The following is a 14,635-nucleotide window of genomic DNA, read 5'->3' as shown; positions in this document are numbered from 1 at the left end:
TCAACCATGCGGTGAACCTTGTGTCCATCTCCGGAGCGTCCATCCCCGCTCGCGCCTGAGCAGAGTGAAGCGAAATCAGTGCTTTAGAGGAAAACGCGCGTTTCCGATCCTTGGGTTCCCGGCCTGCCGCATAATGCTTGCACCTGAGAGCACGGGGAGGGCGCACGTACGGCGACCGATGCGGCTTTCGGGGGTGGTCGAGCGGGAAGGCTTGTTCGCCGTGTCTTCTTCGGAAGACGCCTAAGGTTGGTTCGGAGCAGGTTCGCCTTAGTCGCGACGAAGCTCCGGCGCCCAGGGTAGGCGGATCGGGCCAGCAGGCATGCGGGGGTTACGCATGCGGTCCGGGACCGGGGTTCGTCGCCCTGGCCCGGACCGCTCCCGATTAACGGCTCCACGCGAAGCGCTCGTCTTCGTCGAAACGGTACATCATTTGCAAAACCTCCGGGCGGAGCCCGGGCGCTTCGCGACCCTCCCCATCAACTCAGCGGGCTTCCGCGTGAGATCGCGATGCCGTGCCGGTGGACACTTGCCCCCACCTGACCGCTTCGCGGTCTGTCCGCCCCCACAGGGGGCGGAGGACGCGCGTCTTCTTCTTCCCCCTGTGGGGGAAGACGGTCGCGAAGCGACCCGTAGGGGGCAAGTGCGTGAGCCGCTGATTCAGTCCCACAGTTTTTCTGTCCACCGCCTTCGACGAACTCAATTGACCCGACCGGCCGTGTAGGGATTTAAGCCGCCTCAGCTTCACCACGCCTTCGCCGATTTCCCGGCTTGGCGCGTTCTTGTTTTCATGGCTCCGTTCCAGGAGCCGACGCGGATGCTGGACGACGATCACCCGATGACCGCCGAGACGATTTCCGCGCGCCCACGCCCTTCGTCCGCGAACAGGGGACCAAGACGGCCGCTGTTCCGCCGGCGCTCGGCGATCCCGGGCTTTGGCCTGACCCTGGGCGTGACCCTGACGATCCTGTCGCTGATCGTGCTGATCCCGCTGTCGGCGGTGGCCATCAAGGCTTCGGCGCTGTCGCCGGGGGAGTTCGTCGCCGCCGCCTTCTCCGAGCGCGCCCTGGCCGCCTATCGCCTGACCTTCGGCGCGGCCTTCGTGGCGGCGGTGATCAACGGGGTGTTCGGCGTGCTGACCACCTGGGCCCTGGTGCGCTACGAGTTTCCCGGCAAGGCCGTGGTCAACGCCCTGGTCGACCTGCCGTTCGCCCTGCCGACCGCCGTGGCCGGCATCGCCCTGGCCACGCTCTACGCCCCCAACGGCTGGGTCGGGCAGTACCTGACGCCGCTCGGGATCAAGGCGGCCTACAACCCGATCGGCGTCACCATCGCCCTGATCTTCATCGGCCTGCCGTTCGTGGTCCGCACCCTGGAGCCGGTGATGCGCGACCTCTCCGCGGATGTCGAAGAGGCCGCGGCCAGCCTGGGCGCGGACCGCGTCGCCACCATCGCCCGGATCATCCTGCCGGCCCTGGGCCCGGCGTGGCTGACCGGCTTCGCCCTGGCCTTCGCCCGGGGCGTCGGCGAATACGGCTCGGTGATCTTCATCGCCGGCAACATGCCCTACAAGTCCGAGATCGCGCCGCTGCTGATCATCATCCAGCTGGAGCAGTTCGAATACGCCAACGCCGCGGCCATCGCCCTGGTCATGCTGGGCGTCTCGTTCCTGATGTTGCTGGTCATCAACGCCATCCAGGCCTGGTCGCGGAGATTCGTCTGATGGCCGCCCCGACCAAGGCGCAATTCCGTCATCCGACCGACGATCCGGCCTGGGCCAAGGCCGTGGTCATCGGCCTGGTCCTGGCCTTCCTGGGCCTGGTGCTGATCCTGCCCCTGGCGGCGGTGTTCGCCGAGGCGCTGCGCAAGGGCCTGGCCCCCGCCATCGAGGCGATCTCGACGCCGGACGCCTGGGCGGCGATCAAGCTGACCCTGATCACCGCCGGCATCGCGGTGCCGTTCAACGCCGTGTTCGGCCTGTGCGCCGCCTGGGCGATCGCCAAGCACGAGTTTCCCGGCAAGCCGCTGCTGATCACCCTGATCGACCTGCCGTTCTCGGTGTCGCCGGTGGTGGCGGGCCTGATCTACGTGCTGGTCTTCGGCCTGCAGGGCTGGTTCGGCGACCGCCTGGTCGACCATGACATCAAGATCATCTTCGCCGTGCCGGGCATCGTGCTGGCGACGATCTTCGTGACCTTCCCGTTCATCGCCCGCGAGCTGATCCCGCTGATGCAGGAGCAGGGCGTGTCGGAGGAGGAGGCCGCCGTCTCGATGGGCGCCTCTGGCCTCTACACCTTCTGGCGGGTGACCGCGCCCAACGTGCGCTGGGGCCTGCTCTACGGGGTGCTGCTGTGCAACGCCCGGGCCATGGGCGAGTTCGGCGCCGTCTCGGTGGTCAGCGGTCACATCCGCGGCCTGACCAACACCATGCCGCTGCACGTCGAGATTCTGTACAACGAATACGACTTCGTCGCCGCCTTCGCCGTCGCCGCCTTGCTTTGCCTGTTGGCGATCGTGACCCTGGTGCTCAAGAGCCTGCTCGAGATCGCCCAACCCGACGTCAAGCGCGGCGGCGGACACTAGATTGACCGGAACGAAGATACTCCCATGACCATCTCCATCCGTTCCGTCGAAAAGAAGTTCGGGCGCTATCCGGCCCTGAACCACGTCGATCTGGAGATCGCCGACGGCGAGCTCGTGGCGCTGCTGGGCCCGTCGGGCTCGGGCAAGACGACCCTGCTGCGCACCATCGCCGGCCTGGAGTTCCCCGACGCCGGCCAGGTGCTGTTCGAGGGCCAGGACGTGACCTTCGCTTCGGCCGCCGCCCGCCGCGTCGGTTTCGTGTTCCAGCAGTACGCGCTGTTCAAGCACATGACCGTGGCCCGCAACATCGCGTTCGGCCTGGACGTCCGCAAAGGCAAGGACAAGCCGCCCAAGGCCGAGATCGCCCGCCGCGTCGAGGAGCTGCTGAATCTGGTCGAGCTGGAGGGCCTGGGCAAGCGCTACCCCTCGCAGCTGTCGGGCGGCCAGCGCCAGCGCGTGGCCCTGTCGCGCGCCCTGGCCGTGCAGCCCAGCGTGCTGCTGCTGGACGAGCCGTTCGGCGCCCTGGACGCCACCGTCCGCAAGTCGCTGCGCAAGGAGCTGCGCCGCGTCCACGACGCCACCGGCGTCACCACCATCTTCGTCACCCACGACCAGGAAGAGGCGCTTGGCCTCGCCGACAGGGTCGCGATCCTCAACGCCGGCCGCATCGAGCAGATCGGCACGCCGGACGAGGTGCACGACAACCCCGCCACGCCGTTCGTCTGCGGCTTCGTGGGCGAGGCCAACCGCTTCGAGGGGACGGTCTCCGGCGGGCGCTTCACCTCCGGCGCGCTGTCGTTCGCGGCCAACGGCGCCGGCGACGGCCCGGCCGTGGCGTTCGTGCGGCCGCACGACTTCGCGCTGGACGACGGCGGCTTCGAGGTCCGGGTCGTCCGGGCCCATGTGCAGGGCGCCCTGACCGCCGTGTCCGCCACGACCGCCGACGGCCGCCACATCGAGATCAGCGCCTCGCGCGCCGAAGCGGCCCGGTTCGCCGGCGCCATCAAGATCGCGGCCCGCAGGAGCCATGTCTATTCGCTCTAAGGACTGGCAGCTCTAAGGACTGGCCGCTCTAGACCGGCTTCGGCTCCGGCTTGCGCCGGAACGGGATGTCGAACGACAGCCGCGTCCCGCACCGCCACAGCCACTCCAGCGGACCATAGTGGAAGGCCTTGAACCAGGCCGCGGCCAGCAACAGCTGCACCGCCACGGCGGCCACGCCGATCCCCAGGGCCAGGGACGGGGTCATCCGTTCGTAGAGGCCCAGGCCCAGCGGATAGAACAGCGGGATGAAGACCAACGACTGTCCGACATAGAGGGTCAGGGTCATTCGCCCGACCGGGACCAGGACCCGCAAGACCCGCTCGCCGCCGACGCGCCACAACTGGACGAAGATCAGCACCGACGCGGCCATGCACGACAGGTCGAACCAGCCGCCGACCAGCGTGTTGGTCCAGAACACCGGGCCGCTGTCGTGGCCCGCGGTCTTGGCTTTCAGCACGTGACAAACGGCGGCGACCAGGGCGACGGCGACCAGGGCGACCACGCGGCCCCGGCGGAAGCGTCCAGGATCGGCGAAGAAGCCGATCCGGCCCAGCACCAGTCCGATCAGGAACAGGCCCAGCACCTGCACGCAGCGGCCGGTCTCGATGAAGAACCACCACTTGTTGACCTGGCCGTCCCAGAGATTGGCGCGGAACACCTGGCCGACGTCGCCGGTCAGATAGGTGGCCATAGCGGGGTCGGTGAAGTAGTGCGGCGACTTCAGCGCCCAGGGCGCGCCGGCGGCGCCCGCCGCGATCCACAGCAGGATGTAGGGCTGCAGGAAGCAGAGCGCGGCCACGGTCAGCAGGACGCGGTTGGACCGGACCTTGTCGAACGGGATCAGGACGAAGCCGGCCAGGGCCAGCACCACGATGATGTCGCCGCGATAGACCAGGCCGTGCAGCAGGCCGATCCCCGCCAGCAGCGTCAGGCGCCAGGCGAACCGGCCGGCGAACGGCTGGCCCCGACGCGCGGCGCCGTCCATCATCACGAAGAAGCTGAAGCCGAAACAGAGGGCCAGCAGCGAGAAGGTCTTGCCCATGAACAGGGTGAAGACCGCTGTGGTCACGGGGTTGGTGACCGGGTGAGCCCAGTAGAGCTCGAAATATTCCAGCATGTGGACCAGGAACAGGCCCATCAGGGCGTAGCCCCGCAAGCCGTCCACGATCGCGAGGCGCGGCGACGCCCCGTTCGGCCCTTCTGACATTCGCGCCCTCCCCAGGTCGTCGCTGTGTTAGCGCTAACCTAGGGTGCGTCGCCCTCGGAGGTCTACTGCTGTTGCTGCTGGCGCTGCTGCTGTTCGCGGATGGCGTCGGCGCTGGCCCGGCGACGGTTGGCCGAGCCGAACGGGGCCGAGGGGCGGGGCAGGCGCAGGAACTCGGGCTCGGCCACCGCCGCCCGGGCCCGGCGCACGGACACCCCGACCGCCAGGTGGCTCTCGGAATCGCCCTTGTAGACGCCCCGCGACGGGGTGACGTCGCTGTAGTCGCGGCCCACGGCCACGGCGACGTGGCGCTCGCCGGTCATGACATTGTTGGTCGGGTCGAACCCCACCCATCGATAGCTGGGCAGGAACACCTCGACCCAGGCGTGGGTCGCGTCGGGGTCGGAGCGGTCGCCGGCCTCGCGGTCGGTGAACAGGTAGCCTGAGACGTAGCGGGCCGGGATGCCCCAGGCGCGGCAGACCGCCAGCATGATGTGGGCGAAGTCCTGGCAGACCCCGCGTCCGGCCTCCAGCGCCAGGTCGATCGGGCTGTCGGCGTCGGTGACCCCCGGCTGGTATTCGAACGCCTTGTAGATCGTGTCGCACAGGGCCTGGGCCGCCGAGAACGGATCGCGGCGACGCAGGGAATCGATGTCCTGCTCGAGGATGAAGGTCTCCAGGGCGGACGTCATCTGGACGAAGCCGTGGGGCTGGAGATAGTCGAAGCATTCGCCCCGCACGAACGCGCTCTTCAGCCGCTCCCACTCGCCCATGTCCAGCGGCAGAGGCCATTCGTGCACCGGCTCGGTCTCGACGGCCGAGCGGGCGATGATCGTCAGGCCGTCATGCGGCTGGGGCACGTCGAAATGGTAGACGGCGTTGCCGAAGCTGTCGGCGTAGGAGAACACCTGGGCGGCCGGCTCGATGTCCAGCTCGAAGCTGACCAGCCGCTGGCGCGCGCCCTTCTGGGGCTGCATCCACAGCTCCATCAGGCTTTCGCGGACGGGCCGCTCGTAATGGTACTGGGTGACGTGGCGGATCTCGAGCAGCACGGGCGGTCTTCCTAAGCGGTCCTCCCTAGGCGGGGAGGCGCATTTCCAGCGGATAGGCGACGAAGGTCTCGTAGATCGCCTGATGGATGCGGGCGCATTCGTTGGCGACGGTGGTCAGAAGTTCGCCCGCGCCCTGGCTCTCCAGCTCGCCGACGTCGGCGAACTCCAACCGGGCCTTCAGCCGGCCGGCCAGCCGTTCGGGGGCCGCGCGGCCGGTGGCCTCGACGTGGCGGGCCAGTTCGCTGAGATGCTTCTCGATCTGGCTGGTGGCGAAGCGGATCGAGCGCGGGAAGTCCTCGTCGAAGACCATGAACTCCAGGATGTGCCGCGGCTCGATCTCGGCGGTGTAGACCCGCAGATAGGGCTCCAGCGCGCAGCCCATCCTCAGCAGGCTGACCAGGGCCAGGTGGTCGTTGACCTTGGGACTGTCCTCGGCGAAGCAGGCCTCCAGCAGGCTGGCGATCAGCTGGGCTCGCTCCAGATACATGCCCACCATCATGAACCGCCAGCTCTCGCCGTGGCTCATCGTGGTGTCGGCCGCGCCCTTGAACAGGTGCACGTCGGCGATGATGTCGTGCAGGAAGGTCACCGAATTGTCGGCGAACTCGCGGCCGGCGTTGTGGTCGATGACCTTCAGGTACAGCAGGTTCAGCCGCTCCCAGGTCTCGGTCGTGATCTGGTCGCGGACCTGGCGGGCGTTCTCCCGGGCCCTCGACAGCGACGAGACAACGGAGTTGGGATCGGAGCGGTCCAGGACCAGGCCGTTGGCCGCCTCGAAGGCGCCGGCCGCCAGTTCGGTCTCGCCCACGGCGGACAGGGCGATCCGCACGGCCTCGGCGCCGGTGTCGGTCTGGTCGAGGGTGGCGTTCAGCATCACCGTCGACAGCCGCGACAGGTGCTCGGCGCGTTCAATGTAGCGGCCCAGCCAGTAGAGGCTGTCGGCGACCCGAGCGAGCATCATGCGAGCGACCTCTTGTTGAAGGAGAGTGCGAGCATTATTGGCCGGCTCCCTTTTCATGGCCGTTGCCGTTGTGGCCGTTCTCCTCGGCCAGCACCCAGGTGTCCTTCGACCCGCCGCCCTGGCTGGAATTGACCACCAGCGAGCCGCGCTTCAGCGCCACGCGGGTCAGGGCGCCGGGGGTGACGACGGTTTTCTCGCCCGACAGGATGAAGGGCCGCAGGTCGACGTGGCGGGGCTCGATCCGGCCGTCCACCAGGCAAGGGGCGGTCGACAGCTGGATGGTCGGCTGGGCGATGTAGTTGGCCGGGTCGGCCTTCAGGGCGTCGGCGAACTCCGACCGCTCCCTGGCCGAGGCGTGGGGCCCCACAAGCATGCCGTAACCGCCCGAAGCGCCCACCGCCTTGACCACCAGCTTGTCCAGATTGTCCAGCACGTGGCTCAGCTGGGCCGGCTCGCGGCACAGGAAGGTCTCGATGTTCGGCAGGATCGGATCCTCGCCGAGATAGTAGCGGACGATGTCGGGCACGAAGGCGTAAACCGCCTTGTCGTCGGCCACCCCGGTGCCCGGCGCGTTGCAGATCACTACGTTGCCGGCCCGATAGGCGTTGAACAGCCCCGCAGCGCCCAGCGATGAATCGCGCCGGAAGGTGAGGGGATCGATGAAGTCATCGTCGACCCGCCGGTAGATCACGTCCACGCGGCGCAGGCCGGTCGTGGTGCGCATGTAGATCATGTTGTCATGGACCACCAGATCGCGGCCCTCGACCAGCGGCACCCCCATCAGGCGCGCCAGATAGGCGTGCTCGTAATAGGCCGAGTTGTAGACGCCGGGGGTCAGCACGACGACCTGCGGATTGGAGCGCCAGTCGGCGCTCATGCTCTTGAGCGTGGCCAGCAGCAGGTCGGGATAGCGCTCGACCGGCCGCACCCCGGCCTCGCGATAGGCGCTGGGGAAGGTGCGCTTGGAGGCGTCGCGGTTGGCCAGCATGTAGGACACGCCGGACGGCACGCGCAGGTTGTCTTCCAGCACGGCGAACTCGCCGTCCGGGCCGCGGATCAGGTCGCTGCCGCAGACATTGGCGTAGGCCTTGTGCGGCACATAGAGGTTCTGCATCTCGCGACGGTACGAGGGCGCGCCCAGCACCAGCTCGCGCGGCACCACCCCGTCCATCAGGATCTGCTGTTCGCCGTAGATGTCGGCCAGGAACATGTTCAGCGCCTGCAGGCGCTGGGTCAGCCCGGCCTCGATCTTGGCCCATTCCTGGGCCGGCAGGATGCGGGGGAAAAGGTCGGTCGGGATGATCCGCTCGGTGGCGCTGTCGGCTCCGTAGACGGTGAAGGTGATGCCTTGCAGCAGGAACGAGCGCTCGAGCATCCGCTGCCGGTCCGCCAGTTCGCTGGCCCCGAGCGTGGAGATTCGGCTCTGCAGCGCCGCGTAGTGGGTCCGCACGTCGCCGCCCTGGGCGATCATCTCGTCGTAAGGCGCGCCGGGCAGATAGGCCGCACCGGTCATCGGGAGGCTGGGAGTATCGTCGATGTCCTGGATTTTCGCCGCCACGCCCGTGTCCACTTTGTCCACCCTGCGCGCCGGATTGAGGCGGCGCGTCCCGATCCAGCCTAGAACGCGCGAAGTCCGGAAGCGGTGCTTTTCGGCTCGCGATGATCCGATGCGCGGGACTGCTCAACATTTGGGCGCCCTTCTGATGATCGAAGGAGCCGGGCGCTGAAGCGGTTCCGGAATTTCACCGCGTGACAGTCGGCGGGGGGGCGACTACAGGGGTTCAGGGACGCTGCGCGCGGGGACTGGAAGGCTTGGTGCGTAAGAGATCTGTCCTCGGCATGACCACGGCGGCCCTGTTGGCCGCCGGCCACGCCAATGCGGCCGAGCCCGCGGCCATCGTCACCGGCGTCGAGGACAAGGCGCTGCGTGAAGCGATCCAGCGCGCCATGACCGAAGCCAAGGCGCCGCCGCGCAGCCGTTCGGAGGCCCGCCGCCGCGCCAGGGACGCCGGCGACGACGCCGTCGCCGTGCTGCGCTCGGAGGGCTACTACGCCTATGTCGTCGAACCCGATGTCTCGGAAGCCGAGCCGCCGCGCGCGATTCTCAAGATCACCCCCGGTCCGGTTTTCGTGATCGCCGACCCCAGGCTGGCCTGGAGCGGACCCGAGCCGGACGAGGGAGTCGTCAAGCGGGCCGAAAGCGTCATCCGCCTGACGCCGGGCGCGCCTGGCCGGGCCGTCGAGGTGCTGGCGGCCGAGGGGCGCGTCGTCTCCCAGGTTCAGCAGCTGGGCTATGCCGACGCCGCCGCCGAGCCGCGCGAGGTGGTGGTCGATCACGCCGATCACACGGTGCGTCCGGTGTTCCACATCGCGGCGGGCGACCTGACCCATGTCGACGGGATCCAGGTGGTGACCCAGGGGCGATCGAATCCCGCCTGGATCAAGCATCTGGCCCCGTGGACGTCCGGAGACATCTACGAGCCCGACGATATCGCCGAACTGGAGCGCCGGTTGCGGGACACCGGGGTCTACGACACCGTCTCGGTCTCGCTGGCCCCCAAGGACAAGGCGCTGCCCGACGGGTTGCGGCCGGTGATCGTCACCGTGTCCGACCGCAAGGCCAGGACCGTGGAGCTGGCCGCCAGCTATTCGACCACCGACGGGCCGGGCGCGGACGCCAAGTGGATCCACTACAATCGCTTTCACCGGGCTGACACCACGACCCTGTCGGCGCGGCTGGCCAGGGTGGACAGTCGTCTGGAAGCCGAGCTGGCCCTGCCGCATTGGCGGCGCAGCCAGCAGACCCTGAAGCTCAACACCGCCATCTTCCACGACGACACCGACGCCTATGTCGAAACCGGCGCCCACATCGGCGCGGACCTGACCCGAAAGCTGCGCACGACCGTCTATCGGACCTACGGCGTCTCGCTGGACCTGTCGCAGGTCGATTCACCCCTCACCACCAACGGCGTGACCACCCGGGTCGAGCAGAACTTCGCCACCCTCACCCTGCTGGGCGCCCAGGCCTGGGACCGATCCGACAACGTGCTGGACCCGACCAAGGGCTGGCGGCTGGATGTGCGGGCCGAGCCCACCGCCATTACCGGCGACCTGACCATGGCCTTCCTGAAGATTCAGGCCCAGACGTCGGCCTACCTGCCGTTCGGCCAGGGCGCGCGCACCGTGCTGGCTGGGCGGTTCAAGGCCGGGCAGATCGTCGGCGGAACCATGCCCGAGGTGCCGGCCTCCAAGCGGCTCTACGCCGGCGGCGGCGGTTCGGTGCGCGGCTATGCCTACCAGGCCATCGGTCCGCGGATCGACAACACCACCACGCCCCAGGGCGGCCTGTCGTTGCTGGAATCCTCGATCGAGCTGCGCCACAAGTTCACCGACCGTTGGGGCGCCGTGGCCTTTGTCGACGCAGGCGGGGTGGGCGTCGACAAGTGGCCGGGCGGCGATGATTTCGGCGTGGGCGTCGGGGTCGGCGTGCGCTACGACCTGGGCTTCGGACCGATCCGGGCCGACATCGCCGTGCCGATAAGCAAGCGCGAGGGCGATCCGGCGTTCCAGGTCTATATCAGCATCGGGCAGGCCTTTTGACCGACGCCCAAGAACCACCTGGCGGGCCGCCGCCCGAGGACATGCCGGAAGTCGTCGCCGAGGCGGCGACCAAGGTCGCGCGCAAGATCGGCTGGCCGGGCCTGATCATCATCGTTTCGGTGAGCCTGGTGGTGCTGATCGCCGTGCTGTTGGGCGGCGTGCGCTTCGGCGCGATCACTCCGCAGGGCCGCGCCTTCCTGGAGGCCCGCACCAGCGGCCTGAAACTGGGCCGCATCGGCCGCCTGAAGATCGAAGGCCTGACGGGCGACATCTGGAACGCGTTCGGCGTTCGTCGCCTGACGATCAGCGACGAGAAGGGCGTCTGGCTGGAGGCCGCCGACCTCTATGTCGACTGGCGGCCGGCCGAGCTGTTCTACCGCCGCTTCCACGCCGACAAGATCACCGCCCGCCAGGTCGTCGTGCTGCGCCGCCCGACCCTGACCCCCAAGGGCAAGTCCAGCGCCGCGCCGCTGTCGGTGGACCTTGACCATGTCGCCCTGCGCCTGATCACCCGGCCCGCGTTCAGCCGACAGGCCGGCGACTTCGACCTGAGCGGCGATTACGAGTCCGCGAGGCTGGGCGGCCAGAAGGGCAATCTGCGGGCGCTTAGCCGCATGCACGTCGGCGACCACCTGACGCTGGTCTTCGACCTTGGTCGCGACAAGACCCTGTTGCTGGACGCCGAGGCCCAGGAGGCCAATGGCGGGGCCCTGGCCGGGGCGATGGGCCTGTCGCCCGACCGGCCCTTCGATCTGAACGCCAAGGCCCACGGGACCACCAGCCAGGGCGCGTTCACCGTCCTGGCTCGGTCCGGCGACGCCACGCCGCTGAAGGCTGGCGGCGCCTGGACCCCGCAGGGCGGTTCGGCGGCCGGCCATATCGACCTCGCGGCTTCGACATTGACCGACCGAGAGGAGCGGATGTTCGGCGCCGACGCCCGCTTTTCGATCGTCGGCCGCAAGGCCGGGGCGTTCAGCGATCTCGACCTGAAGATCGACAGCCAGAACCTGGTCCTGGCCGCTCACGGCCCCGCCGATCTGGGCAAGCGGATCACCGCCCCCGCCGGCCTGACCTTCTCCGCCAAGATCGGAAATCTCTCCCGCGTCACGCCGCTGCCGACCCTAGGGGCGGGCGTCGCGGACGGGGTCTTCCATCTGACCGGCGACGGCTTCCTGGTCGACGGCCGCGTCGACGTCCGGGATCTTTCCTGGCTGGGCTATCGTTTGGCGCGCGCCAAGGGACCGGCGACCGTCGGCTGGAAACGCGGCGAACTGAGCATCAAGGCCGAGGCCACGACCGAGGGCGGCGGCGGGCAGGGTCTGCTGGCCGTGCTCGGACGCTCTCCCTCGGCCCAGTTCGAGGGGACGCGGTTGAAGGACGGCCGCTTCCTGATCCGCTCGGCGAAGGTCCAGGCCCCGAATCTGGCCGTCGTCGCCCAAGGCGAGCGCGGCGTTCTCGGCGGCCTGTCCTTCAAGGGTGAGGCCAAGGTCGCTTCGCTGGCCCCGATCCACGCCGGGATGGCGGGACAGGCGAGCGTGAAATGGTCGGCCAGCCAGGGCGCCGGCAAGCCCTGGATGCTGACCGCCGACGCGCGCGGCGGCAATTTCGCCACAGGCCTGCCGGAACTGGACCGCTTGCTGGGCAAGACGCCGCGCCTCGAGGCCCGCGGCTCCTGGGCCAACGAGCGGCTGTCGATCGCCGACGCCAAGCTGGATGGGACGGCCGCATCGGTGCGGTCTTCCGGCGTGCTCGGCCCGGCCACGGCCCTGGCCTTCAAGCTTGATTGGTCCGCCACGGGTCCCTTCGTCGCCGGCCCGGTCGAGGTCGCCGGCAAGGCCAAGGGGACGGGGGCCGTGACCGGAACCCTGTCGGCGCCCAAGGCCGACCTGATCGCCGACTTCGACTCCATCGACGTGCCGCGCCTGCCGCTGAAGGACGCCCACGTGGTGCTGTCCTTCGCCAAGCGTCCCGACGGCGGCGACGGCACGGCGTCGATCGAGGCCGGCAGCAAGTACGGCCCGGCCAAGGGGCGCACGGCCTTCAATTTCGCGACCGGCGGGCTGGAGCTTTCCGACCTGGACGTCGACGCCGGCGGGGCCAAGGCCAAGGGCGCGGTTTCCCTGCGCAGCGGTCGTCCGGCCACGGCCGACCTGACGTTGGCGATCGGGCCTGGCGCGTTCCTCACTCAGGGGCGAGTCGCCGGCACGGCCAAGATCACCGACAGCGCGGCCGGACCGGTGGCGCAGCTCGACCTGGCCGTCGACGACATCGTCGACGGGGCGTGGAAGGTCCGGCACGCGGCGGTGAAGGCCTCCGGCCCGATGGCCCGTCTGCCCCTGACGATCGGCGCGCGGGGCGAGGCCCCGTCCGGTCACTGGAATTTGAACGGTTCGGGCGTGCTGACTCAGTCTGGTCCGGAATACCTGCTGGCCCTCGACGCCGCCGGAGCCATGGCGCGCACCGAGGTCAAGACCCGGGAGGCCGCCCAGATCCGGTTCGGCGGCCCGCGCACCGGGGCCCGCCTGCGGCTGTCGGTCGGCGACGGCGCGGCCGATCTCGACGCCGACGTGGGCGGAGACCTGGCCACGCTCCGGGCGCAGCTGACCGGCGTCAGCCTGACCGCGCTCAATCCCGACATGGCCGGCAAGGTCGACGCCCATGTGACGCTCAGCGGGTCGGGCCCGACCCTGACCGGCGAGTTCGACGCCAACCTGATCGGGGCCCGCGAACGCGGCTCGCGCACCGACCGCTCGCTGAACGCCGAGATCCGCGGCGTTCTGCGCGACAACCTGATGACCATCAACGCCAGCAGCTCCAACAGCCAGGGCCTGCAGGCCAAGGCCGAGGTGACGCTGCCGACCGAGGCCTCGGCCAAGCCGTTCCACCTGGCGATCGATCGTCGGCGGCCGGTGCGCGGCCAGTTCGCGGCCCAGGGCGAGATCAAGCCGCTGTGGGACCTGCTGGGCAGCTCCGAGCGCAGCGTGTCGGGCAAGATCGACGCCGAGGGCGAGCTGGCCGGCACCCTGGCCGATCCGCGCCTGACCGGCCGCGCCAGCCTGGAGGGCGGCAGGGTCGACGACGGTCAGACCGGCCTCAGTCTGCGCGATGTCATCGTGCGCGTGGCCCTGGCCGACAACGCCATCGACGTCAGCCAGGTGTCCGCGGGCGACGGGCAGGGCGGAACGATGTCGGGCTCGGGTCGGATCAGCCTGATGCGCGGCGGGCTGGGCAGCTTCAAGCTCGACCTGAAGGGTTTCCGGGTCATCGACAACGAGCTGGCCACGGCCGCGGCCAGCGGCCAGACCACGGTCAATCGCGGGGCCGATGGCAAGGTCAAGATGGTCGGCGCCCTGACCATCGACCGGGCCGACGTCTCGGCCCAGACCAAGACCCCGGCCGGCGTGGTCTCGCTCGATGTGATCGAGCGCAATCGCCCGGACGAGATGGATCAGGGCATCGAGGTCCGCAAGGTCGCGCCGGGCAGTGGCATGCTGCTGGATGTCACCCTGACCGCTCCGCGGCGGATCTTCGTGCGGGGCCGGGGCCTGGACGTGGAGCTGTCGCTGAACGCCCATGTCGGCGGTTCGACCAACAGCCCGATTCTGGACGGCGAGGCGCGGGTGGTGCGCGGCGAATACGATTTCGCCGGCAAGCGCTTCGAGTTCGAGGAGACCGGCACGGTGCGCCTGGCCACCCAGCTGGACCGCGTCCGGCTGAACCTGACCGCGGTGCGCGAGGACCCGGCCCTGACCGCCGTGGTCAAGGTTGAGGGCACCGCCGCCAAGCCGGAAATCACCCTGACCTCCAAGCCGGAACTGCCTCAGGACGAGGTGCTGTCGCAGGTGCTGTTCGGCTCGTCGGCCGCCAACCTGACCCCGATCGAGGCCGCGCAGCTGGCCTCGGCCCTGGCGGCCCTGGCCGGCGGCGGCGGCTTCGACGTGATGGGCAACCTGCGCAACCTGGCCAGGCTGGACCGGCTGTCCTTCGCCGACAGCGCCGCGGGCATGACCGTGGCCGGCGGCAAGTACGTGACCGACGACGTCTATGTCGAGATCATCGGCGGCGGCCGGGAAGGGCCCTCGGCCCAGGTGGAGTGGCGTGTCCGGCGGGCGCTGTCGCTGGTCTCCAAGCTCGGCAGCCAGGGCGACGCCCAGCTTTCGGTTCGCTGGCGAAAGGACTACAACTAATCCGCTT

General features: G+C 69.2%; 9 protein-coding genes. 5 read left to right on the top strand and 4 right to left on the bottom strand.

All coding sequences use genetic code 11. The features are described 5' to 3' along the window. Positions 1–835: 835 nt before the first annotated feature. Genes cysT through ASD38_RS13155 form a run of 3 tightly spaced genes read left to right on the top strand, consistent with a single transcriptional unit; the run spans position 836 to position 3,624 of the window. The gene (gene cysT / locus ASD38_RS13165; protein ID WP_056436808.1) at positions 836–1,720 is read left to right on the top strand and encodes a sulfate ABC transporter permease subunit CysT; all 885 of its coding nucleotides are present in this window, start codon (positions 836–838) and stop codon (positions 1,718–1,720) included. Then, positions 1,717–2,580 (top strand): sulfate ABC transporter permease subunit CysW, encoded by an 864-nt coding sequence (gene cysW / locus ASD38_RS13160; protein WP_156390734.1) that lies wholly within the window; start codon positions 1,717–1,719, stop codon positions 2,578–2,580. Before cysT ends, cysW begins: the two co-directional genes overlap by 4 nt. A 24-nt stretch (positions 2,581–2,604) precedes the next feature. Next, a complete protein-coding gene (locus ASD38_RS13155; RefSeq protein ID WP_056436492.1) occupies positions 2,605–3,624 on the top strand; it encodes a sulfate/molybdate ABC transporter ATP-binding protein in 1,020 nt (339 codons plus the stop codon). Positions 3,625–3,652: 28 nt separating this feature from the next. On the opposite strand, the gene ASD38_RS13150 is transcribed toward ASD38_RS13155, so the two are convergent. From ASD38_RS13150 to ASD38_RS13135, 4 genes are all read right to left on the bottom strand, one after another. Further along, positions 3,653–4,831 (bottom strand): DUF418 domain-containing protein, encoded by a 1,179-nt coding sequence (locus tag ASD38_RS13150; protein ID WP_056436495.1) that lies wholly within the window; start codon positions 4,829–4,831, stop codon positions 3,653–3,655. A 62-nt stretch (positions 4,832–4,893) separates the two neighbouring features. After that, complete coding sequence (locus ASD38_RS13145) at positions 4,894–5,880, bottom strand: transglutaminase family protein (RefSeq protein ID WP_056436498.1); 987 nt, start codon at positions 5,878–5,880, stop codon at positions 4,894–4,896. 25 nt (positions 5,881–5,905) lie between these two features. After that, on the bottom strand, positions 5,906–6,841 hold the full coding sequence (locus ASD38_RS13140; protein ID WP_056460508.1) for an alpha-E domain-containing protein: 936 nt from the start codon (positions 6,839–6,841) through the stop codon (positions 5,906–5,908). 34 nt (positions 6,842–6,875) lie between these two features. Beyond that, positions 6,876–8,399: a circularly permuted type 2 ATP-grasp protein gene (locus tag ASD38_RS13135; protein ID WP_156390699.1), complete on the bottom strand. Its 1,524-nt coding sequence runs from the start codon at positions 8,397–8,399 to the stop codon at positions 6,876–6,878. A 257-nt stretch (positions 8,400–8,656) separates the two neighbouring features. Here ASD38_RS13135 and ASD38_RS13130 point away from each other — a divergent pair, with 257 nt between their 5' ends. Continuing rightward, on the top strand, positions 8,657–10,441 hold the full coding sequence (locus ASD38_RS13130) for an autotransporter assembly complex protein TamA (RefSeq protein ID WP_442857031.1): 1,785 nt from the start codon (positions 8,657–8,659) through the stop codon (positions 10,439–10,441). Continuing rightward, positions 10,438–14,628 (top strand): translocation/assembly module TamB domain-containing protein, encoded by a 4,191-nt coding sequence (locus tag ASD38_RS13125; RefSeq protein ID WP_056460505.1) that lies wholly within the window; start codon positions 10,438–10,440, stop codon positions 14,626–14,628. Before ASD38_RS13130 ends, ASD38_RS13125 begins: the two co-directional genes overlap by 4 nt. Positions 14,629–14,635: the final 7 nt, after the last annotated feature.

The sequence above is a fragment of the Caulobacter sp. Root487D2Y genome, assembly GCF_001427165.1.
GTDB lineage: Bacteria > Pseudomonadota > Alphaproteobacteria > Caulobacterales > Caulobacteraceae > Caulobacter.
This window is presented reverse-complemented; position numbering and strand designations above follow the sequence as displayed.

Coding starts and splice junctions, on each gene's coding strand:
- ASD38_RS13140 (WP_056460508.1), bottom strand. CDS start 6,841: ATGATGCTCGCTCGGGTCGCCGACAGCCTCTACTGGCTGGGCCGCTAC.
- ASD38_RS13150 (WP_056436495.1), bottom strand. CDS start 4,831: ATGTCAGAAGGGCCGAACGGGGCGTCGCCGCGCCTCGCGATCGTGGAC.
- cysT (WP_056436808.1), top strand. CDS start 836: ATGACCGCCGAGACGATTTCCGCGCGCCCACGCCCTTCGTCCGCGAAC.
- ASD38_RS13155 (WP_056436492.1), top strand. CDS start 2,605: ATGACCATCTCCATCCGTTCCGTCGAAAAGAAGTTCGGGCGCTATCCG.